Origin of the sequence: Bartonella tribocorum CIP 105476, from assembly GCF_000196435.1 — a bacterium.
In the GTDB taxonomy this organism is placed as follows: Bacteria; Pseudomonadota; Alphaproteobacteria; order Rhizobiales; family Rhizobiaceae; genus Bartonella; species Bartonella tribocorum.
The window spans coordinates 627,468-651,298 of record NC_010161.1; the positions used below are offsets into that span (position 1 = coordinate 627,468).

17 protein-coding genes are annotated in these 23,831 nt (G+C 37.2%); 11 read left to right on the forward strand and 6 right to left on the reverse strand.

Translation table 11 applies throughout. The features are described 5' to 3' along the window. The first annotated feature begins 2 nt into the window (after positions 1–2). Together pgl and edd are read left to right on the forward strand one after the other, a co-directional pair. Positions 3–755, forward strand: a complete 753-nt coding sequence (pgl, locus tag BTR_RS02865; RefSeq protein WP_012231126.1) for a 6-phosphogluconolactonase — start codon at positions 3–5, stop codon at positions 753–755. Between the two features lie 55 nt (positions 756–810). Next, on the forward strand, positions 811–2,634 hold the full coding sequence (edd, locus tag BTR_RS02870; RefSeq protein WP_038473347.1) for a phosphogluconate dehydratase: 1,824 nt from the start codon (positions 811–813) through the stop codon (positions 2,632–2,634). A 66-nt stretch (positions 2,635–2,700) separates the two neighbouring features. Here edd and folD read toward each other — a convergent pair whose 3' ends face one another. Continuing rightward, positions 2,701–3,600, reverse strand: a complete 900-nt coding sequence (gene folD / locus BTR_RS02875; RefSeq protein WP_012231128.1) for a bifunctional methylenetetrahydrofolate dehydrogenase/methenyltetrahydrofolate cyclohydrolase FolD — start codon at positions 3,598–3,600, stop codon at positions 2,701–2,703. A gap of 317 nt (positions 3,601–3,917) precedes the next feature. Between folD and BTR_RS02880 the strand changes: the two genes are divergently transcribed. Beyond that, complete coding sequence (locus tag BTR_RS02880) at positions 3,918–5,798, forward strand: AsmA family protein (RefSeq protein WP_012231129.1); 1,881 nt, start codon at positions 3,918–3,920, stop codon at positions 5,796–5,798. A gap of 321 nt (positions 5,799–6,119) precedes the next feature. On the opposite strand, the gene BTR_RS13100 is transcribed toward BTR_RS02880, so the two are convergent. Further along, the gene (locus tag BTR_RS13100; RefSeq protein WP_005773989.1) at positions 6,120–6,263 is read right to left on the reverse strand and encodes a hypothetical protein; all 144 of its coding nucleotides are present in this window, start codon (positions 6,261–6,263) and stop codon (positions 6,120–6,122) included. 231 nt (positions 6,264–6,494) lie between these two features. On the opposite strand from BTR_RS13100, the gene BTR_RS02885 reads away from it, so the two are divergent. The 3 genes from BTR_RS02885 (at position 6,495) to BTR_RS02900 (ending at position 11,958) form a co-directional block, all read left to right on the forward strand. Beyond that, positions 6,495–7,238, forward strand: a complete 744-nt coding sequence (locus BTR_RS02885) for a 16S rRNA (uracil(1498)-N(3))-methyltransferase (protein ID WP_012231136.1) — start codon at positions 6,495–6,497, stop codon at positions 7,236–7,238. Positions 7,239–7,306: 68 nt separating this feature from the next. Next, complete coding sequence (locus BTR_RS02890) at positions 7,307–8,680, forward strand: glutamate--cysteine ligase (protein ID WP_012231137.1); 1,374 nt, start codon at positions 7,307–7,309, stop codon at positions 8,678–8,680. 1,922 nt (positions 8,681–10,602) lie between these two features. Further along, positions 10,603–11,958, forward strand: coding sequence for an L-cystine transporter (locus BTR_RS02900; protein ID WP_012231138.1), 1,356 nt, complete (start codon positions 10,603–10,605; stop codon positions 11,956–11,958). 7 nt (positions 11,959–11,965) lie between these two features. Here BTR_RS02900 and BTR_RS02905 read toward each other — a convergent pair whose 3' ends face one another. Next, a complete protein-coding gene (locus BTR_RS02905; protein ID WP_012231139.1) occupies positions 11,966–12,844 on the reverse strand; it encodes a methyltransferase domain-containing protein in 879 nt (292 codons plus the stop codon). Positions 12,845–13,042: 198 nt separating this feature from the next. Between BTR_RS02905 and BTR_RS02910 the strand changes: the two genes are divergently transcribed. Together BTR_RS02910 and grxC are read left to right on the forward strand one after the other, a co-directional pair. Continuing rightward, complete coding sequence (locus tag BTR_RS02910) at positions 13,043–13,828, forward strand: ComF family protein (RefSeq protein WP_012231141.1); 786 nt, start codon at positions 13,043–13,045, stop codon at positions 13,826–13,828. Between the two features lie 48 nt (positions 13,829–13,876). Beyond that, positions 13,877–14,131 (forward strand): glutaredoxin 3, encoded by a 255-nt coding sequence (gene grxC, locus BTR_RS02915; protein WP_012231143.1) that lies wholly within the window; start codon positions 13,877–13,879, stop codon positions 14,129–14,131. A gap of 20 nt (positions 14,132–14,151) precedes the next feature. Here grxC and ubiG read toward each other — a convergent pair whose 3' ends face one another. Continuing rightward, on the reverse strand, positions 14,152–14,895 hold the full coding sequence (gene ubiG / locus BTR_RS02920) for a bifunctional 2-polyprenyl-6-hydroxyphenol methylase/3-demethylubiquinol 3-O-methyltransferase UbiG (RefSeq protein WP_012231145.1): 744 nt from the start codon (positions 14,893–14,895) through the stop codon (positions 14,152–14,154). 186 nt (positions 14,896–15,081) lie between these two features. Between ubiG and BTR_RS02925 the strand changes: the two genes are divergently transcribed. Together BTR_RS02925 and tmk are read left to right on the forward strand one after the other, a co-directional pair. Continuing rightward, positions 15,082–16,338: an aspartate kinase gene (locus tag BTR_RS02925; protein WP_038473353.1), complete on the forward strand. Its 1,257-nt coding sequence runs from the start codon at positions 15,082–15,084 to the stop codon at positions 16,336–16,338. Between the two features lie 557 nt (positions 16,339–16,895). Then, positions 16,896–17,555, forward strand: a complete 660-nt coding sequence (tmk, locus tag BTR_RS12185) for a dTMP kinase (protein WP_012231155.1) — start codon at positions 16,896–16,898, stop codon at positions 17,553–17,555. A gap of 575 nt (positions 17,556–18,130) precedes the next feature. Here the strand turns inward: tmk and nhaA are convergent. Both nhaA and BTR_RS02945 read right to left on the reverse strand, forming a co-directional pair. Further along, positions 18,131–19,492 (reverse strand): Na+/H+ antiporter NhaA, encoded by a 1,362-nt coding sequence (gene nhaA, locus BTR_RS02940; protein WP_012231157.1) that lies wholly within the window; start codon positions 19,490–19,492, stop codon positions 18,131–18,133. A gap of 148 nt (positions 19,493–19,640) precedes the next feature. After that, positions 19,641–21,347, reverse strand: coding sequence for a hypothetical protein (locus BTR_RS02945; protein WP_012231158.1), 1,707 nt, complete (start codon positions 21,345–21,347; stop codon positions 19,641–19,643). Between the two features lie 354 nt (positions 21,348–21,701). On the opposite strand from BTR_RS02945, the gene BTR_RS02950 reads away from it, so the two are divergent. Then, positions 21,702–23,474 carry an SLC13 family permease gene (locus BTR_RS02950; RefSeq protein ID WP_012231161.1) on the forward strand — a complete coding sequence of 591 codons (1,773 nt, stop codon included), beginning with the start codon at positions 21,702–21,704 and terminating at the stop codon, positions 23,472–23,474. Positions 23,475–23,831: the final 357 nt, after the last annotated feature.

Genomic DNA, 23,831 nt, shown 5'->3' on the forward strand with positions numbered 1-23,831 from the left:
GTATGCATGGAATGAATATTGATCGTTTAAATTTTGAAACCCCCACAACACTTGCTTTAGCGTTGGCTGATCGTGTTGCTGCAGAGCTTAGTGTAGCTGTTCTGGAGCGCAAGCGCGCGATTTTAGCAGTGTCTGGTGGTAAAACACCAGAATTGTTTTTTCATTATTTATCAAAAGCGGATATTGATTGGCAAAATATCATTATCACTTTGGTTGATGAACGTTTTGTCCCTATACATGATGAACGTTCAAATGAACATACGGTACAGCGTTATTTGTTACAAAATTTTGCAACGAAAGCACGTTTTGTAGGACTTTATCATAAGGCACGCACCGTTGAACTTGCTGCTTTTTCAGCAGCAAGTCGTGTTAATACTTTGCCCAAACCCTTTGATGTTGTTGTTTTAGGAATGGGGATTGATGGACATACGGCTTCCTTTTTTCCTGATGCTGATCGTTTAAAGCAAGCACTTGATCTTCGAACACAAGCACTTGTTTTACCACTTCATTCCAAGAATGCTGTTGAGCCAAGACTCTCACTAACGCTGCCAGTCATAATGCAATCTCGTTGCATTATTCTCCATTTCGAAGGTTTTCAGAAACGCCATTGTTTTGAAGAAGCTTGTCAAGATGGAGCTGAAATAGAAATGCCCATTCGGGCGATTTTGCGTAATTCTCCTCATCTTGTGCAGGTTTATTGGTCGCCAGCAGAAAATGAAATAAGTGAATTAGAAGATGAGACACAAGGTGAATAGAAACGCACTCTTTCTTTAATGAATGAGGGGAGTATCAATGAAGGGGGAAATAAATATGGCACTTTCCAAGACAATTGCCACAGTTACACGAAGGATTTATGAACGCTCTCGACCTACACGAGAAATTTATTTAGATCGTATTGCGAATGCACAGGCTCACCGTCCCAAGCGGAGTTTTTTGGGATGTGCTAATCAGGCTCATGGTTTTGCTGCTTGTGGTGCAATAGACAAAGAGCGCTTGAAGGAAAATATCGTTGGGAATATCGGCATTATCACGGCATATAACGATATACTTTCAGCCCATCAACCTTTTGAAAAGTTTCCTCACTTAATTAAAGAGGCAGCCCGTATGGTTGGTGCTGTTGCACAGGTAGCAGGGGGAGTTCCTGCGATGTGTGATGGTGTTACGCAGGGGAATAGGGGGATGGAGCTTTCCCTTTTTTCGCGTGAAGTGATTGCAATGGCGACAGCGATAAGCTTATCACACGATGTCTTTGATGCAGCTTTGTATCTTGGGGTGTGTGATAAAATCGTCCCCGGTTTATTGATTGGAGCACTAACATTTGGTCACTTACCAGGAATCTTTATACCCGCTGGTCCTATGACAACAGGTCAAGGGAATGATGAAAAAGCAAAAATACGTCAACTTTACGCGGAAAATAAAATAGATCGCCAGACACTCTTGGAATCAGAAGCTCGTTCTTATCATGGACCAGGAACATGTACATTCTATGGAACGGCTAACTCAAATCAGGTGATACTAGAGATGATGGGGCTGCATATGCCGGGAGCTTCTTTTGTCAATGCGAATACACCATTGCGTGATGCTTTAACAAAAGAAGCGACAAAGCGTGTACTTGAAATGACCGATCTTGGTGATCATTATAGACCACTTGGTATGATCATTGATGAGCGTTCTTTTGTGAATGCCATTGTAGGATTAAATGCAACAGGAGGCTCTACCAATCATACGATTCATTTGATAGCTATCGCTGCGGCTTGCGGTATTCAATTGACATGGCATGATATTGCGGAAATTTCATGCCATGTGCCTCTTTTAGCGCGAATTTATCCGAATGGTTTGGCTGATATCAATCATTTTTATGCAGCAGGGGGAATAGGATTTATTATTCGCGAGCTTATTGAGGCCGGTTTAGTGCATGAAGATGTTTCTACAGTTTTTGGTAAAGATCTCCATGCTTATGCAATTGAAGCAAAGCTTTCTGCGGATGGCTGTGTGGTGCGTGAAGCTGCTCTTAAGGAAAGTGGTGATCATAAGGTGTTAGCAGGGTGGAAAAAACCATTTCAATCTGAGGGGGGGCTTCGTGTTTTATCGGGAGATTTGGGAACCGCTATTATAAAAGTTTCATCTGTTAAACCAGAATATTGGCAAATTAAAGCACCAGTCCTTGTCTTTAATGATCAAGAGGAGCTCCAAAAATCTTTTCAATCTGGTGCGTTGCATGATAAAGATTTTATCGCTGTTATTCGCTATCAAGGACCAAAAGCCAATGGTATGCCAGAACTTCATAAATTAACAACCATTTTAGGCGTTTTACAAGATCGCGGTCAAAGGATAGCATTAATAACGGATGGCCGTATGTCCGGAGCATCAGGAAAAATTCCTTCTGCCATCCATGTGACGCCAGAAGCTTTGGATAATGGTCCCATTGCACGTTTGCAAGATGGTGACATTGTTTTCCTTGATGTTCATGGGGGTAAATTAACTCTTTTAGAGGATTTAGCAAAATTTAACGCACGAACAATCACACCTCCTGATCTTACAAAAAACGAACAGGGTGTTGGACGTGAACTCTTTCGTGTTTTTCGTCAATCGGTTAATCGTGCAGATCAGGGGGCATCTGTTTTTATGACTTGAGGAATGCAAAAAGAAACAAGATGAACGACGTGTAATGCAACCATGTACAATGAATTGTTACAATTCTTAGAATTTTGGTATAGGAAGATTGTGTAATCGGGCGGCGGCTTTAAGTGTATTAACCATAAGCATGGCAATAGTCATGGGGCCAACACCTCCTGGAACAGGAGTGATTGCAGCAGCTTTTTCTTTTACGTTTTCAAAATCGACATCCCCAATAAGATGGGTTTTTCCTACACCTTTTTCTGGAGCTGGAATGCGATTAATGCCTACATCAATAACAATAGCATCCTTTTTAATCCAGTCTTTTTTTATCATTTGTGGGCGACCTACAGCTGCTACGAGAATATCGGCACTCCGACAGACATCATCAAGGTCACGGGTACGACTGTGGGCAATTGTCACAGTAGCATTGGCTGCAGTTAAAAGGGCAGCCATAGGTTTGCCAACAATATTAGAGCGTCCAACAACGACAGCATCAAGCCCAGATAAATCTCGCCCACAGTGTTGTTCAATCATCATCATAGCACCAGCTGGTGTACAGGGAATAATAGCATCTTCAAGTGCATTTGCTGCGAGTTTTCCTACATTGACATAATGGAAACCATCAACATCTTTTTGGAAAGCAACGGCTTGTGTTATGCGGTTTGTATTGATATGGGCAGGGAGAGGCAGCTGGACCAAAATACCATGAATTTTTGGATCAGAATTTAACGTTGCAATAAGCTGAAGGAGCTCTTTTTCTTGTGTTTCTTTGGAAACGACATGTTTGATGGAAAGAAATCCACATTCTTCAGCTTTTTTATTTTTTGAAGCGACATAGACTTGGCTTGCAGGATCGTCTCCAACGATAATAACAGCGATACCAGGTTGTATATTATAGTTATTGCGGAGTTTTATGGTTTCAGCCTTAACTTTCACAATAATCTCTTCAGCAAGTTTTTTTCCGTCGATAATATTATTCATGAGAGAGACCCTTTCGGTAAGGCTATTTGTTTTTTTGTAAAGCATTTTCTAATAATACGATAGAGTTTTATAGCAATATTCATATGAGAACAGTAAGAATGGCTTAATAATGTTGTGGATTTATCGTTTTAGAATACTTTTAAATAATTGCTTTATAAAGAAGCAGCAATATTGCTGTTTGAATAAACTTTGGATAAAGAACAAAAATAATGAAAATACAAAATGGGTATGGTCAATTATAGGGTTATAAAAAGCCTTTTAACGATTATTTAAGTTTATTTTCAATCTGTTCTAGGGGATAGGTATAGAGGGATATTGTGCGCATCAGAATAATAAAATTTTTGAGCGGAATTTTTATTACAATTATCTTTTTATTTGGAGTGGGGATTTTCGTTTTACCTTATCTTGTTTCTACGGATATGATTCGTGTTCGTTTAGCGCAAGAGTTGAGTGCATGGACAGGCTATAATGTGCAATTGCGTGATCCACCGCGGTTAAATCTTTTTCCTTATCCTAAAGCGTTGCTTTCCGGTGTTACTTTATCATCAAAAATAGATGATGTTGCGCCATTAATGGAAGCTGAATCAATAGAAGTTGATCTTTCTGTCGTTGATCTTCTTTGGGGACGTGTTTCTTTTTCAGAGACGCGGATTGTGCGTCCTCAATTTGTTATGGAAAAGCCCGTTAAAACAATGGCAGATTTTTTTGATCGATTTTCTCGCTCGCAAGGTGCCTTAGGGTTAGCCATACGCAAGGCGCGTGAAATATTAAAACATAACCCTGAACATCCAGAGATAGAGCATCTTTTAAAACAACCTTTTGGGCGGGTTTTTATTGAAAATGGCGCCCTTGTGTATCATGATAGCCTTTCAGGAGTAGCAGAAAAAATAACAGGGTTAAATGCGACTTTAGATTGGTCTGAATCGACACAGGAAATACGGTTGCGTGCAGATGCTCGTTGGCGCGGAGAATTTACAAAATTATCAATCGATGCTTCTCAAGCATTGTTGCTTTTGGCAGGAGGAAAAAGCCAGATTAAGGCAAGTCTTAACTCTGTGCGTGGAGGGATAACTTTTACAGGACAGGCTCGGTTATCTGAATATTATATTTTTGACGGAAAGGTGTCGATGCGTTCTCCGGGCTGGAATCAAACTTTGTCTTGGGTTGGAGGAACTCATTTTTGGGGACATAGATTAAAAATACCCATTGTATGGGAATCTCATTTTTTAGCGCGACCAATGCATATTCAAATGAATAATGTTACATTTACGATGGGGAAAGCCAATGCGCGTGGGGCTTTGAAACTTGATTTTCAAGATTATGTACCAAATGTCATGGGCTCTTTAGCATTTGATAACCTAGACCTCAACCTCTTAGGCTCAATGTTTTTTTCCGTTAAAAAGAAAAATTCATTCTTTGATATGGCGCTTTTTGATCGTATAGGGGTGGATATACGACTTTCTGCGCCACAAGCCAAAATAGGAAATATTCCACTCACAAATTTAGCTGCTGCGATACAAATAAGAAATGGGCGTGGGATTTTTGATCTTGGACATGTCAATATTTGGGGTGGGTCTGTTCAAAGTAATATTGAAGTTACACCATCTGGACAGAAAATACGTATTGGAGGAACGATGTCAGGGTCTTCTATTGATACGCAGGAGGCTTTAGAAGCCTTAGGATTTATTCCATTTGTGCAGAGTAAAACAAATTTTACCACAACGATACAAACACTTGCGGATTCTTGGATGGAAGTTTTTACAAAGATGCAGGGTGGATTAACATTGAAGATGTCTTCTGGCTGGCTCTTAGGGTATGATTTGAATGAATTACAAACAAAACTTTCAAACAAACAACAATTTCTTTTAACAAGTAATGATTCTCTCTCTACAAATTTTGATCACTGGGATATTCAGGCAAGCTTTTCAGAAGGGATGATGAAGGTAACCGAGTCATTGATGCGTACAGAAGACTTGAGTTTATCTATACAGGGGGCGATTACCATGGCTATTGCTCAAGGGCAGCAGAATGAATTGATATTACAGGCACAATTACACAAAAACCACAGCTCAGAAACTTTATGTAAAGATGTCCAATGCCTTGCTAACAGCCTTGCATGGCCTTCTACATTTTCGCTGAGCTCTAAAGGACAAGATCATGGTAATTTTTTGATTACAAAAGACATTGATACAGATTGAGCATTGTTTTTCATCTGTATAAAATATGATTCTATAATCATAATTCGTCTATTTGCAATTTAAAGTCATCTTTAAATTAAAATAAGAGATTTCAATATCGTAAGATTCTCTCATTTTAAATCTATTCGTGATGAAACCAAAATTTTTCCTCTCCGTCATCAGAAGCAATTAGTATGTAGATAAAAGATTGAAGAGACAAATAAAAACGCCTCTCTATGGAATCTTTCAAATACAAGAGATTTATAATATGAGTACAAATCTCAGAAAATTTCTAAAAAACATTTTATTGCATTAAAACTTTAAAGACATATCGGCCAGTGCTTATTGAATCTGAGAAGAAATACCATAGCCATCTTTGGTAACTGTATGCTTTCCATCTGCTCCAACAGAACCAATTCCCACCGTAATCAAAATAAAGGCCAAGAGGGTTGTAATCGTAATAATGGTAGCTTTTTTAGCAGACATATCTTTTCTCCATTGATGCATCAGTCACTGAATGCAAAGATGAATGGTGTATTATTTAAACTTTTATGAAAGCAGAATCACTTAACGATCTATTGGTTCCCACCATTATCTCATAAAGCTAAAAAACTCTATAATTCTTTAATGTATTATAGCTCTATAGATATAATTTTTTCTTTTTGTTATATATTTTTTTCTTTTCTTGATGACGATAGTGAGCATTGGCAAGATTTTATGCGCATAAATTATAAACTTAAAAGATTGTTTATCCGACAGACATTAGCTTTGAATGAAGAAATAAAGATAGAGGGGGCACAAGCTTCTTATCTTATGCATGTTTTGCGGATGAAAGAAGGAGCGGAAATTCTAATTTTTAATGGACAGGATGGTGAGTGGCTTGCTAAACTTATCATTGTTAAGAAAAAATTTGTTGTGGTTCAGCTTATTCATCAAGAAAGATTACAAACGACACATTCCAATCTTATTTATTGCTTTGCTCCACTCAAAAACGCGCGCTTGGATTATATGGTGCAGAAAGCGGTTGAAATGGGGGCATCGATTTTGCAGCCTGTTATAACGCATCATACGCAGGTTACGCGTATCAATATGGCTCGTATGGAAGCCAATGTTATCGAAGCTTCTGAACAGTGTGGCATTTTATCTCTCCCTGAATGCGTATCGGCTCTATCACTAGCAGAGCTTTTAGAACGTTGGGATGAGACACAGCCTTTATTCTTTTGTGATGAAGAGCATAAATCGCCTAATCCATTACCTTCTTTTAAAAAGCGTAACGTTACAACGCCAGGTGTTCTCATTGGACCAGAAGGTGGGTTTAGTGAAGAAGAGCGGAGCTTTTTAAAAAAGCATCCCTTTGTGGTTCCAATGTCATTAGGTCCACGCATTTTACGCGCTGACACTGCCGCTGTTGCGGCTTTGGCTCTTCTTAATGCTACCGTGGGGGATTGGTCAATGGATTGAGATGTCTGTAAAATCATTCTAAATAATTCATTGAAGATGATAACACCAATGGTAGGATACGATAAGTTATGGCACTTGATATAATGGATGAAAGTGAAGTTTATAACTTAGATTCCTTGGTTAGCTATTTCCAAGGAGGGTATAAAGCAGAAGATGATTGGCGTATTGGTACAGAACATGAAAAGTTTCCGTTTTATAGAGAGGGGTTTCGTCCTGTTCCTTATGATGGTGAGAGGGGAATCAGAACGCTATTAGAAGGGATGCAAAGCGCTTTAGGATGGAAACCTATTTTAGATGAAGGGAATATTATTGGGCTCGTAGGACCCGTTGATCAGGGGGCTATTTCTTTGGAACCTGGGGGACAGTTTGAATTATCTGGAGCACCATTAAAAACAGTAGGTGATACGTATCACGAGTTGATGGAACATTTATCTCTTCTCAAAAAAATTGCAGAACCATTGGGTATTGGTTTTTTGGGGATAGGCGCTAGCCCAAAGTGGACGTTAGCTGAAACACCGAAAATGCCGAAATCACGTTATCAAATTATGACTGATTATATGCCGAAAGTCGGGCATAATGGTCTTAATATGATGTATCGTACATCAACAGTTCAGGTTAATCTTGATTTTTCCTCTGAAAGCGATATGCGGAGAAAAATGCAAGTATCCATGAAGTTACAATCCGTTGTGACCGCATTATTTGCAAGTTCGCCTTTTACAGAAGGACGCCCAAATGGCTTTTTGTCATGGCGTTCTGAAATTTGGCGTGATACAGATAATCAGAGGACAGGGGTTCTTCCCTTTATATTTTCTGAGCGTTTTGGTTTTGCTGATTACGTTGAATGGGCCCTTGATGTTCCTATGTATTTTGTTGTACGTGATGGTCATTATTATGATTGTACACATATAACGTTTCGTCAGTTTATGAATGGAGCATTAAGAGGACAAGTTGCAAATTCAATTCCAAACATGGGAGATTGGATTAATCACTTATCAACGTTATTTCCTGAAGTCCGCTTAAAAAGATTTTTAGAAATGAGAGGAGCTGATTGCGGTTCTTGGAAGCGCATCTGCGCATTGTCGGCTTTTTGGGTTGGGCTTCTTTATGATAGAGAAGCGCTTAACGAGGCAGAGGCTTTGACCAAAGATTGGTGTTTTGAAGAAGTTTTAGAAATGCGTCAACGTGTTCCCAAAGAAGGGTTAAAAACTCCTTTTCGTCAAACCATTCTTTTAGAATTAGCCCGTCAAACTATCGCTATTGCGCACAAAGGCTTAAAAAATCGCAAACAGTATGATGTAAATGGTTTTGATGAAACAAAATTCCTTAATCCTTTAGAAGAAGTTGTGGTAACGGGGCAAACAGATGCTGAAAAACTTTTATCCCATTACTCTTCTATTTGGGATGAGTCTGTTGAACCTGTATTTTTAGAATATGCCTATTAAATTTGAGGAAAAGACACTTTGTATTTTCTTAACAATGCATATCATCGTAGTGGTTTATTCACTCACTTGTCTTTAAAGAGAATATCCCTCTTGCTTTCAACATTTCTCATAAAGGGATACAATACAAAAATTTCTTGAATACTGCAGATTACTACAATCACGGTATTTCCAGAGCCTCCATGTTATATCTTTGTGCTAAAGATGATTTGATCTATTTAGCTTGTTATCGAACATTTTTTTATCCACTTGGCTCATTCCCTTTATGAATAGGGCAGAAAATAATTTTTTCGCTTTAAAATAGGGGATAAAAAACATTATTTTCGTTCAATAGTCTCACTGTTATTGCTTATAGAAACATGAAGTATTTTATTCTATAGAATAAAATACAAAAACTTAGCTCGTTACGCTTGTGAGTCACAAACACTTCTTTTATTTTTTTAAAACGTAGAGTACACTTCTTCACAGTTTATTGCTTCCGTTTTTAATAGCAAGACTGTGTGGGGGCTCTTATGCCTTTTTTATCATGATATGATATAATTATACAGTCATCATGCATGCAATTTTAAAACGGGTAGGGAAATTACAGGGGATTATTTTCTCTAGACAGTATGTTTGTTCTTTTCGATTAATGCCCGTTGGAGAATCTAGATTTTTTTACGTATTCAAACATCTAATTACTAAAGTCTGCTTAGAGTTCTGCGAGAGAGGGGTGTTTTCCCTTAATAAATCAAATGGCATCCTATTCGACGACTTAGCAAGCCTTTATATTGAAATTCTTTACCTAAATAAAATAAAACACCCACAAAAAACAAGTATCTTGGGGTAATACCTTAAAATATCTAATTATGAAGATTCAATTTTTCATTCTATTAAATATTTCTAAAACGATTCCTTATCCTATTTTATCGATGTGACGGGTTCTATCTTACTCTAAAACATTTTGATATATTCTTTTACTATTTCCTCTTTGTCGCGATATTCTGAATCTCTACAGTTTTTATTGAGGTATGACTGATAAAGTCCATTGTACAGATTCAGATCGTTCACTTTCGTATATCCGAGTGATATTAATACAGCAAACACAAGTATCAATAGAGAAGATAACACAATAAATGCCATGGTACGTTTCATGAGTGATTTAACTCCTTATCTTTGATAAATAGACCGATATTGAATACAGCTATTATGACGGTTGATATCACTTAACTTGGTTATATCGACAGGATATAGGATATTTTTGTTGGTATTGTGTTTTAGGTTGTATTAATCAATATTATGTATTTTTAATTGTGTTTCATTTTATAGGCATTGTGGCTTTTAAAGCCTTCACATTTGCGATTTTTTTGTTATTGAGAGGGCGTATTTTTATGTCTATAAAAATAATTTCGAAAAACAAAAAAACTTTCCCCAAAAGCTCTCATTGAGGGCAAAGAAAGAATGTATAATAGGTATTTTCAATAAAAGAAGTTACATTTAAAGGGGTGATCAAAGCTTTTGAGAGCGCTATCCATAAAATTGGTAAGAGGAGCTTGATGGTTTACTCTCCAGAATAATTCATGAGTGTTCTTTTGTTAATGAATCTTTTAAAGAGAGCTCTTTTCAATTCAAAGGGCAAAAGAGAGCAATAAGGACATTGATAGGATAAGATACGTTGGAATTATTCGGTATTAAGATGCAATGAATTTTGTTTATATTTCGCTTTTTAAACTATTTTATAAGATCGTAAATTTTAAATAATAGGGAAATAATTTTATTTATTTTCTTTAAACAGTTATTCGTAGATAAAAAATTCTCTTTTAATCTATAAATTTAAAAAATAATGACTTTTTAAAAGCCTTGTAAGCTTTATACCTTAATTTTAATATTATGCATATTATTCACCATCAATCATAACAATAGTGGGTATAGACTGGGTATAGACAATGACATTTAACTTTTTCATCAATTTATTTCTATTTGTTATTTTTTTATTGTGGGTCGCCCAAAGTAAGAGAATGCAATGGAGTCTTTCATTCCGTGTTATGCTAGGGCTTATCCTTGGCTTGATTTTTGGAAGTGTTTTGCAGTTTTTTTATGGAGAGGGTGAAGCCACTTTATTGAAATCCGTTGAATGGTTTAACATTGTTGGTGAAGGCTATGTCTTATTGTTACAAATGATTGTTATGCCACTGGTTTTTATCTCTATCGTTTCAGCGGTTTCTCATTTACATTCTGTTTATGCTGTTGGAAAGATGAGTATCATAACGATTTCAATATTGCTTATTACAACGGCTCTTTCAGCGTTGGTTGGCGTTTTGGTTGTTAATGCTTTTGGATTAACAGCAAGTAGTTTAGTCCATGAAGGGCAAAATGTTTCTTCTCTTCTTGAAGGTCATATTTCTCAACTTGGAGATATGAATATACCAAAGATGATTTTGTCTATGATTCCTAAAAATCCATTTGCTGAGTTGAGTGGAGCTAAGCGTACATCAATTATCAGTGTTGTTATTTTTGCGTCATTTTTAGGGGCAGCGGTTCTTCTTTTAAAGAAAGATGAGCCGGAAAAAGGAGAAAAAGCACTTTTGTTTATTCAAGTGGCACAAGCTTGGATTATGCGGTTAGTTCGTATTGTGATTTCTTTGACGCCTTATGGTATTTTTGCTCTTATGACAAAAGTAGGAGCAACTTCGCGTATTGCAGATATTTTAAATTTACTCGTTTTTATCATCGCCTCTTATATCGGTATTATCCTTATGTTTGGCATACATGGTGTATTGCTTGGCATTTCTGGGGTAAATCCCTTTCGTTTTTTCAAAAAAGTTTTACCAGTTTTAACATTTGCCTTTAGCAGTCGTTCAAGTGCTGCAAGTATTCCTTTGAATATTGAAGCGCAAACGCGGTGGATAGGTGTACCGCAATCCATTGCGAGTTTTGCAGCTTCTTTTGGGGCAACAATTGGACAAAATGGGTGCGCTGGTCTTTATCCAGCGATGCTTGCGACCATGATTGCACCGACCATGGGGATTAATCCTCTTGATCCTACTTGGATTGCTACGCTTGTTGGGATTGTAACGTTGAGTTCTATTGGGGTTGCTGGTGTTGGGGGAGGGGCTATTTTTGCAGCATTGATTGTTTTGCCAATTATGGGGCTTCCTGTTACTTTGGTTGCTGTGCTTATCTCTATTGAGCCGCTGATTGATATGGGACGTACCGCTCTAAATGTGAGTGATTCAATGATAGCTGGAACGATCACCAGTCAAATGTTACGGACAACGGATAAAAGTATTTTAAAAAAATAATTTTGGGTTATGTTTTTTGGGGTTGTAAAACATCTGTCAGAGATATTTGTGCCGAACCAGGTTGTAGAGGTTTTTGTTGATTGGGGTGAGGAGCCCAACCGGAAAGCCAGATGAAAGAAAAATGTGCACGAATACGTCCATCAGGATCGCTAAATTTTTGTGCATAGATTTCAGCAGCACGGAGAAAAAAGCGTTTGGAGACAGGGCGTCGTGAGCGATTGGTAAGCGCATTTTGCATTCCCATCGCTTTAAGATCGTTTATGAGATCAAACATTGTATTATAGCGTATTGTAATCTCTTCAACATCTGCTACAGGCAGAGCAAAACCAACACGCTGTAAAAGAGCACCTGCATCACGAATGTCGGCAAAAGGGTAGATCCTAGGGCTTGCTCCACCATAAATTTCAATTTCGGCTTGTAGAAGACATTCACGTAATTCTTTGAGTGTACCTGCTCCCGCCATAACAGCTAGAAATAAGCCATCTGGTTTAAGAGTGTTTTTTATCTGGCTTAGAACACCAGGGGTATCATTCGTCAATTGTAATGAAAGAAGTGAAACAATAAGATCACAGTAATTTTGAGGAAAATCAAGAAATTCTCGATGACGTAAATGAAACTTTTTATCATGGCTTTGATAAAGTGTATCGGTCTCAATACGTTCTATAGAACAAACCTTTCCAGATTTCATGAGAGCTTGCGTGGCAAGATCTGTATGGCTGTGTAAATCGAGCGCTAATGTAAAGAGGCGATCAACAGTGCTAAGACGTTTATAGAGGTCTTCTGCCATGAGAGAGAGTAAAAAATCGTGTCCTTTTTTTGCTTTTTTGAAGGCGCGTTTGCGGAATTGTTCAATGCGGTTATGATCAAAAATTAAAGGATGAGACATATTGTGGAACACTTCCGATCTATGAAAGAATGCATTTTGAAAAGGTCCATGATTGTGCGAGCTCTGTCAAGTTTATAATGTGAAAGAAAAATAAGTTTATAGGAGGTTAAGATTTTTTAAAGAAATTAAATTTATAAATTGAGGAAATACAAAGGAACTTTTGTTCTACGGGGAGACTTGTAAAAGCCTAAATTTATAATGTTTTACTTTCGCGAAGCGGCTTTAAATAGCGGGGATATACTCAGTCAATTCATTGAGCGTTTTAAAACGATGCTTTATCCACCAATTTGTCCTGGATGTAAGCAAAATGTTTCTACTTATGGCACGATTTGCTCTGAATGTTGGAAAGACCTTCAATTTATCACGAAACCTTATTGTCCTGTTATGGGGACGCCTTTTGTTTGTGATATGGGGGATGGTTTTCTCAGTGGTGAAGCGCTTCGTAGTTCTTACCCTTTTTCACGTGTTCGCTCAGTCATTGTTCATAAAGGGCTTGCACGTACTTTGGTAACGCGTTTAAAATATGGTGATCATATAGAATTGGCATCTTTTATGGCTAATTGGATGGTGTCTGCTGGACGTGAGGTTATTGATGAGTGTGATGTTATTATTCCCATTCCATTGCATTTTCGTCGTTTTTGGGAGAGGCGTTATAATCAATCTGCTGAGCTTGCACGTTATATTGCAGCATCACAAAAAAAACTTTTAAAACCGGGTTGGCTTATTCGTTGTCGGCATACGCGTCCGCAGGTTAGTCTTTCTTCGCGAGAGAGAAAACTTAACGTAAAAAATGCTTTTAAGGTTTCGCATAAAGTTAAAAAATATCTTAAAGGCTGTTCTGTTTTACTGATTGATGATGTATTTACAACGGGAGCAACAGTTACAGCAGCAGCATCTGCATTAAAATATGCAGGTGCACGACAGGTTGATGTGCTAACATTTTCGCGTGTCCTTAAAGAAGATTCTATTTTTCCTTCTTCTTAAGGGGATGTAAATTGGATATTATTAAAAAATACTTGGAGGATAATACTTATGAAAGAGATAATCATTTATACACGCCCTGGTTGTCCTTATTGCACAAAAGCACGTGATTTACTGGACAAAAAGGATGTAAAATATAAAGATATTGATGCTTCCACATCCCTTCGTCAAGAAATGGTACAACGTGCGAATGGGCGGAATACATTTCCACAAATTTTCATAGGTGATTATCACGTTGGTGGTTGTGATGATCTTTATGCTTTAGAAGCTGAGGGAAAACTCAATTCTTTATTGCAAGACCTATAATCGCCGTAAACGACATACCCTTAAGACCGTTTTGCGAGAAGGAGATAGTTAACATCCATGTCTTTTGAGCGATTCCAGCTGTCGTTTAATGGGTTATAAGTAATTCCTATCTCATCAATGACAGTTAGAGCGTTTTTTGATAAGAAATTTTTAAGTTCTCGAGGTTTTAGGAATTTTTTATAATCATGGGTTCCTTTAGGGAGCCAACGGAGGATATATTCAGCACCTATAATAGCAAACCCCCATGCTTTCCACGTGCGGTTGAGTGTTGCAACAAACATTAACCCTTGTGGTTTCAGCATTTTTGCTGTCGCGTTTATGAAGAGATTAACGTCAGCGACATGTTCAACAACTTCCATATTAAGGATGATATCAAATTTTTCCCCTTCATTGGCGAGTGCTTCTGCCGTGGTCGTGCGATAATCAATTGAAAGGTTATTTTGGGCAGCATGGATTTTTGCGACGTCAATATTCGTTTGTGCGGCATCAACGCCTACAACTGTAGCGCCAAGACGTGCCATGGGTTCACATAACAAGCCCCCCCCACAGCCAATATCAAGAATTTTCAAATTGTCAAAAGGCATCAGCGAGACAGGGTCACGATTGAATTCTAAACAGATTTTTTCTCTGATGTAGGCAAGACGTGTTGGGTTAAATTGATGAAGAGGTCGAAATTTTCCTTGTGGATTCCACCATTCTGTAGCGATACGTGAAAAGTGATCAAGTTCACTTTGATCAACAGTTGTTCGTGTTTCATCGATCATGGTGCCTTCCTTTATTTTTAGATCCAGTCTAAGAGATTTTATACAAAGTCAAGAGAAATTAATATAATCATAATGAAACTTGCACAAATGATAGATATTCGCTATGTCGAGAAAATGGTTCGTTGATAGAGCATGTTATTCTCATTATCGTTTGAGATAAGAGATGTAAAGGTAAGAGTGTTATTAATGGCGCGCATTGTCATGAAATTTGGTGGAACGTCTGTAGCAAACATTGAATGTATTCATAATGTTGCACGGCACGTCAAAAGAGAGGTTGATGCAGGCAATGAGGTTGCTGTTGTTGTCTCTGCGATGGCGGGTAAAACCAATGAGCTTGTCCAGTGGACGTGTGATGCTTCGCCCATACAGCGAGATGCTCGTGAATATGATGTTGTGGTGGCTTCTGGTGAACAGATCACTTCAGGTTTGCTGGCTTTGACACTTCAAACAATGGGGATTAATGCACGTTCATGGCTTGGCTGGCAGATCCCTATTCGTACAGACAATGCGCATGGTCGTGCTCGCATTACTGATATTGATGGATCTTTTTTAATAAAGTGTTTTCAGGAAGGTCAGGTTGCCGTTATTGCTGGTTTTCAGGGGGTAGCTCCGGATAATCGGATTTCTACCTTAGGGCGTGGGGGGTCAGATACAAGTGCTGTTGCGATAGCAGCAGCTGTACAAGCTGATCGCTGTGATATTTATACGGATGTGGATGGTGTTTATACAACGGATCCACGTATAGAACCGAAAGCGCGCCGTTTACAAAAAGTAGCTTTTGAAGAAATGCTAGAGATGGCTTCTCTTGGAGCGAAAGTTTTACAGGTTCGTTCTGTTGAATTAGCAATGGTTCATAAGGTTCGTACCTTTGTGCGTTCAAGTTTTGAGGATTTTGATGCCTTAGGCATGGAGGATTCAATGAGTTCTTCTGGAACACTTATTTGCGATGAGGATGAAATTTTGGAACAACAAAATGTTACTGGTATTGCTTTTGCTAAGGATGAAGCACAAATTTCGCTGCGTCGACTTGCTGATCGTCCAGGGATTTCGGCAGCAATTTTTGGTCCCTTGGCTGAAGAGTGCATTAATGTTGATATGATTGTGCAAAATATTTCTGAAGATGGCTCAAAAACGGATATGACTTTTACAGTACCATCAGCAGATGTAGAAAAAGCCGTTGCTCTTCTTGAAAAAAATCGCAAAGAAATCGGATTTGATGTTCTCCAATTTGAAAGCGATCTTGCCAAAATATCTGTGATTGGTATTGGAATGCGTAGCCATGCAGGCGTCGCGGCGACAGCTTTTAAGGCTTTGGCTGAAAAGGGTATTAATATTCAAGCAATCACAACTTCCGAGATTAAGATTTCTGTTTTGATTGATAGCGCTTATACTGAACTTGCAGTGAGAACATTACATGCTGTTTATGGATTGGATAAGAGTTAAGTATTTTAAAACGCTCAATTTCAAGAACATAAAATTTTAATATATATGAGCGATTTGCTTTATAAGTATAACGCGCACTTATTAATGTAAATAAGAATAATTAATACAGTGCAATTCTTTCATTGAAGCTTTTCTTATGATGAAGCCAAAAACTGTTTTCTTGCGTATTATAAACAAGATTGGCATAGGAATAAAAACTATTTAAGAGATAACATAAAATACTCTTTATAAATTGTTTAGTGATAAGATAAAGGAAAAGGAGAATTGTTTACAACAGATGTTTTTGAAGAGTAGAAGAATGCACTATGTGTCTGTTATGAAAGGGGGATTTATAATTCAGAGTCAACATCATAGAGCTTACAGAATTTGCTTTTTAGTTGGCTAAAAATTAAAAATGTTATCCTAGTAGTAAATAATTTATAAAAATTTCAAGCTCTCACGCTGAAGGGGAGAATGTTCTTGATATCATACCTCTGATTTCAAGAGATAAAATGCCTTATTTCTAGACAAGAAGATTTTAGATGTAAAATAATGTAAATTATATGAATGGAGAGAAAGTGTATCTTAAGAAAGATATTTATAATTCCATGTGGTCTTCGAAGCAATATGCTGGTTCTTTTGTTGTTCTATGCGGATTTGATGGGAGTGGAAAGACCACTCAAGTACAAGAGATTTCTCGCTATTGGGCACAAGAAAAACATATCATACAAACCTTTCAACCCAGTCATTGGTATAGAAATAATCAAGAGGTTAGAGATTATTTAGAGAGTGGAAAATCAATTGATCCATTGCTTTTAGCACTTTTAGCTGCGACAGATAGACGAAAACATACGCTTGAAATTATCGAGCCCTCTTTAACTTCATCGCAAAATTTTATAATTAGCGATCGATATGTTTATTCTAGTCTTGCTTATTTTTACGCTCGAGGGCTTTCACTTGAAAGTGTGATTAAATTGAATCAATTTATCCCAAGACCTTGTATCACATTTTATCTTCATTTGCCGCCTACGGCTATTATCGAACGATTACAAAAAAGGGATGGTTTAGCTTTAAAATACGAAGAAAAGCTCTCATTTATTGAAAAAGTTTATGAAGTCTATCAACTTTTATCAGAAATAGACGAACGATTTATCGTCATTGATGGAACCGCTTCTATTTCTTCAATTCATAATCAAGTACGATACCATATAGACAAGGCTTGTTTTAATGATAAATGAAATACACCCATTTATGAATATTATTGAAAAATTTATCTGTGCTCTATTTTCCTTTATGATCTAGTTTCTATGTGAAATCTAAAGTTTTAAAAGTTAGTTCGCGATAACTTAAGCGTTCTAAAAAAATATTATATATCTTAATATGTTAATGAGATGATTTATGATCATTAAACTGCAGCGCATTTTTTTGAAAAGTTTGGAAGAGGGAAGCTATTTGAAAAAATAATTAAGTTTCTGTTATGATAATGATATTTTCATTCTCTTGAAATACTCATATGGCGATATAAGAACGACTCGTAGAGATCTGCACAAATATATTTGAGTAGAGAGAATAGGCTAAGAGCGGAGGCGATAGTAACAACAACTCTTTTTGAAGTTTAATATTCTTATCTCTGATCAATGAAACAAAAAACAGTTCTTAACGTTTTTATGGGGACTTTCAAATTTGCTCCTTTAACCAGAAAGAACATAAGATAAAAATACCCTAACAAGAAGATACCTCCATTTCAAGGATTGTAGGTAAAATCTTGGTTGTGTTAAAAGATCAGTCCATCAAAACAGACGATTGTTTGGTTTTATTCAGAACTATGAGGAATGTCTTTATTGCGCTTAATATAAATAAATCCATATCCAAGACCGATAAGAGCAGATAAACCAGAACCACAAAGCACCCCAATTTTTGCAGCATCAAGAAGGATAATATCCTTAAACGCAAGCATTGAAACAAAGATGGACATTGTAAAGCCAATTCCTGCTAAAAATCCAATGAGTAAAATGCCGGCCCATGTCATTTGAGGAGGAAGGCGGCATAGTCCTGATTTTACAGCTAGATAACTGGCAGTGATAATACCAAGGGGCTTACCAACGAAAAGACCAATGACAACACCAAAAACAATTAAGAATGATTTGCCAGAAGAAAGATCAAAGTTTGCAAAACTAACACCAGCATTTGCAAAGGCAAAAACCGGCATGATACCGTACGCAACCCATGGGTGCAATGCCTTTTGAATGCGCGTTACTGGAGCAATCATAGCCCTTTGCCCTTTGCGCATTTTTTTCAATGCAGTTGAAATATGATGGAGATCCGTTTTTGTGTTTTTTTCTTGGAGAATTTGCATAGCGTTGCTGAGCATGGTGAGGGGCGCTACAAGAGTGCGTGTAGGAAAAACGGGCGTCATCATACCTAAGATTACACCAGCAAGTGATGGATGAACACCTGTTACCATTAACCCCCACCAAATGATGGCACCAGGTAAAATGTACAACCATGCTGATGCGAGACCGATCCATTGGAAAAAGAGTACCAAAGCAATACCTCCTCCAGCAATCAATAAACCACTAGGATCAATATTTGTTGAGTAGAAAAAAGCAATAATAAGAACAGCGATAATATCATCAATAATCGCTAATGAGAGAAGAATGATATGAAGATTAGAAGGAATTTTTTTTCCAAGAAGAGCCAGAATACCAAGAGCAAAGGCAATATCTGTTGCTGTTGGCACAGCCCAACCGTGGATATGTCCCTCGTTAAAGTTGAAGATGAAATAAATAATTGCAGGGACACAAACGCCGCCTATTGCAGCAACAATTGGTAAGATTGCTTGTTTAAAATCGGCAAGAGCACCTTCATGAATTTCACGTCGAATTTCCATTCCAGCGACGAGAAAGAAAATAGTCATCAGGGCATCATTAACCCAGAAATGTAAATCCCATGAAAGCGTAAAATGGCCCAAATTGAAGCCAAGAGGTGTATGCCAGAAAGATTCATAGAGAGCCGCATATTGAGAATTGGCAAAAATGAGTGCAGAAGCAGCAGCGAGTAAAAGAACAATACCACTAAGAGCTTCAATATGGAGAAAACGCTCGATAGCAGAAAGCGCTTGATTGGTGACACGAGAAGCACGATTAGGCAAGCGATTTGAAGATAAATCAGACATGAACAACTCCAATTATCGACACTTTTATGATTCTATATTCACTGTGTAAATGACTCTATCATGATGCTTTCTGTATCATATAAAAGCAAAAAGAGGAATAAAGTTCTTGATTTATAGACAAGATCATCATGTTTAAAGCACAATATGTTTAAGGCGATGCTTCATTTTTAATAGAGAGGTCTACTTTGTTTAAAGCCTTGGATAGATCATTTTGTAGAGCGGATTCGAGATCAACCATTGTGAGTCCTTTATTATCTTTTGCTTTAATTTTAACGATCAATGTTTGTGGATTTTTAGCAAATTCACCTAAGGATTTTGAAATTTTTTCTGCTTCGTCATGATTTTTTAGCAGCATTTTTGGGGTTTGCGTCATCATTAAATAGAAATCGTCATAGAGTTCCTTTTTAAGATCATGTTGGTTGTCATTAAGGTTTTTCGCAAGATAAGAAAAAAGCTTATCGATAAAACCTGCATCTCTATATTGTATATCAATTTCATTGATGCCAATGTTTTGAGAAGCAACAATCATGACGTTTTGTTGACCAGAAAAAAGCTTTTCATCAACATCAATAACCTTAGCGGATACGTTTCCAGACCCAACGTCTTTCATATCGAAAGACATTGTATCAAGAAAGAGCATGCGTTTTTTTTCATCATAAGAAATATCAAGTTTTCCTGAAAAATCGATTTGTTCAAACCCCATCTGTTTAAAGAGTTCTAAGTCTTTTTCATTCATTTTTTTCGGTAAAACCGAAAGGTTATTGAAAGAAAGAAAAAGTTTTTTTGGGATAGGGTGTTTCCACAAGCTTGGTTTAAATTTGAATGATTCGAGAGTTGCTTTCAATGATGGAATATCAACGGTGACATTATCAATTTTGGCATCAGCAGAGGTAATGGCGAGCAGTATGTTTAGAAGGAGACCATTTTGTGCTATTTTTTCCGAGACTTTATTCTTCTCTTTTCTGGCATTAAGATAAGCTTTAACCAATTTTTCAGGCGTTTGTTCAAGTGGTTTCATCTTTAGACCAGATGTTTTAAATTGGCCGAGGAAGAAAGAGCTATTTTTTTCTGCTTTTTCAAAAATATCAACACTTATATTGTTCAGAGAAATAGGGCCAGTAACGGTTTTTCCTTGAGTGAGAGCGTTATTTTTTCCGAAAATGATAGAATAGGCATAATTGATGTCGATATCTTGGGCTTTTATTGTATCACTTTTAGCCATCAGCTGCATTTGTTTATCACTATTGACTGCAACTGTTTTAAGATCCATATTTTTGATACTAACGGAACGAATATGGCCGCCTTTAAAATCAGAAAGCTGAAAATTTTTGACTTCAACCGTTTCTGCTTGTTTATTTTTATTTTTTATAGAAAGTTGTATATTAGGAGCACTCATTGAGGCAAGCTCAATACGCATCATTGATTGTAAAAGATGTGATGTGATTGTTCTATCTTTGTCTTTTAAGGATACATTTTTAAGAGAAATTTGGGGAATTTTTACATGAATATTATTATGCTTTAAATCAACATTATAAAATGTAAAAGTTCCAGGAATAAAAGAAAAAGGAGGACGAGCAGAAATGGCACCAATTTTAAGCGATGTACCGGCTGGAACGGGGAGTGTAACATTCTTCAAATTGACTTTACCTAGAATGCTGACTTCAGCTGTTTCTGCTTTTATGGCACGACGGGCTATCTCTTGTTTGACAAAACTGTCAAGATAGGGTTTTGCGATATAAAATCCACCAACAATTATAATTGCCAAGATAGCAACAAATCCAATAATGCAAGTGAGCCAATATTTTAGGTGACTTTGATACCCACTATTAAGATTGACCATTCTTTCTTCTTTCATTTTTATCACTCTTTGAATTGAGAGTGAAGATAAACTCTTTTAAGCAACGACAAAGGTTAAAATATAGCGTGTACCAGTTTCAACAGTCATCTACCCTCTATATTAGAGTTATTCTCAGCTTTTTTGCAATATCACTTTATCAACTTTTATCGATTTTCTTTGGATTCAGCACGTTATAGAAAAGCACGCATAATGAAGGAGAGGTAAGTTTATGCGCATCATATTTTTTATCACTTTAAATTATCATAAAATATTCCTATGTCCGCTTTTATCTTGCTGCTGTTTATAGGAATATTTAAAACATATAAAGATATGTTTTTGTTCATTATAATTTAATGGGGAGAGGTGAGTGTTATGACAGAAAATCAAATAATGGCCTTTTTGATCATTGGTCTCATGATGGTTGTTTTTATTTGGGATCGATTTCGTTATGATCTTGTCGCTATTTGTACATTATTAATAGCGTGTGCTCTTGGTCTTGTCAGTCCAAAGGAGGCTTTTAGCGGTTTTAGTAATGATATTGTTATTATCGTGGGAAGTGTGTTTGTTGTCAGTACGGCTGTATCACGTTCTGGTATAATGGAATTTATTATTCAGCGGATATGGCCAGATGTGAAATCGGTGCGTCTTCAATTAGCTTTTTTGGTTCTTTCTGTTGTCGTTTTATCAATGTTTGTTAAAAATATTGGTGCTTTGGCGATTATGCTTCCGATCGCTTTTCAGTTTGCTCGTCGTTCTCAGGTTTCTCCCTCTGTCTTTTTGATGCCCATGGCCTTTGGTTCTTTGTTGGGGGGGCTTATGACACAGATAGGGACATCTCCCAATGTTGTTATTTCAGCGATGCAAGAACGTTTAGCAGGAACACCTTTCACGATGTTTGATTTTACACCAGTTGGTGCGGTTATTGCGACGGTTGGTGTCTTATATTTGGTCTTTTTTTATTGGCTTTTGCCTGTACGTGTGCGTTCAGGTGGATCGTTTGATAAAGCCATTGATATTCGTAATTATGTTGCAGAAGTGCATATTCCAATAAATTCACCGATTGTGGGGAAAAGTATTATTGATTTGGTTAAGCCATCAAGTGGTGATGTTATGGTGATTCAAATCATCAGAAACAAAGTATCTATTTCGCCACTACCGGATTTTGTTTTGTCTGAAAACGATATTGTTTTGCTAGAAGGGTCACATACAGGAATAGATAGTGTGATGAACTCTGCTCGTTTAGAGTTTCCTAAGGAGCGAATGCTTTCTACAGGTGATAAGGACAGTGACATTGATATTATTGAAGCGGTCATCACGCATAACTCGCCTCTTATTGGCGTTAGTGCAAAAGAGCTTTCCCTATTTGATCGCTATAATGTCAATTTGCTTGCGTTAAGTCGTCAACATGAAAGGGTGAGGGGAAGACTTGATGATATTATTTTCCATCTTGGAGATGTGATTGTTTTGCAAGGACAGGATGCAGTTATTCCAAATTTGTTAAGGGAATTGAAATGTCTACCCCTAGCAAAACGAAATATTGTGTTTGGAAATTTACGGCATGGTTTTATATCTCTAGCCATTTTATTTATAGCCATTATTTTTACAGCTTTTCATATTGTTCCAGTTGCTTTTTCTTTCTTTTCTGCAGCCGCTGCAATGGTTATCTTTCGCGTTTTGCCCGCGCGTGATCTGTATCAGGCATTAGATGGCCCAATATTAGTCCTATTAGCGGCTCTTATTCCCGTGAGTGAAGCGTTAGAGAAAACGGGCTGTACGGATCTCATTGGTCAATGGCTGAGCCAATTGGCAATATTTTTCCCACCATCTGGTGCTTTAACACTGATGTTGGTGACAGCCATGTTGGTCACGCCATTTTTGAACAATGCAGCGACGGTTATGATGGTTGCACCCATCGCGTCAAGTTTTGCTCATTCTCTTCATTATAAGCCTGAAGCTTTTTTGATGGCTGTTGCAATTGGTGCGGGGTGCGAGTTTCTTACACCTATTGGACATCAAAGCAATATGCTCGTGATGGCGCCAGGAGGATATCGTTTTAGTGATTATCCACGTTTGGGGGCTCCATTGGCGGTGTTGATCATTATTGTTGCTGTTCCCATGCTTATGTGGGTTTGGCCATTACAATAGGATGTTTTTAGAATCTTTAAGGATCGATGACAAAAGGTTGTTAATCGTATGAAGATTAAGTTGAAGGGATATACTTTGTATGAAAATTTTTACTTGAAGCTTGGGGGAGCGTATTTTTAATAATGTTCCAGTATTTTTTCTTCTGGATGAAAATTTGTTTATTTGATTTTAAGCAGGAAAGTTTAGTGATCGTTTTTTATAAAGAGTTTGCATTTTTAATACAACTCTAAAATAAAAGATAAAGAACCAGTCGCTTTTAAGGGCTTTAAAAGATTGTCTTTAGCATATATTAATGAAAAAAGAATGGCTCATATTATTGACAAGCATGCTAGACGATTAAGATCATGATCTTTTTTA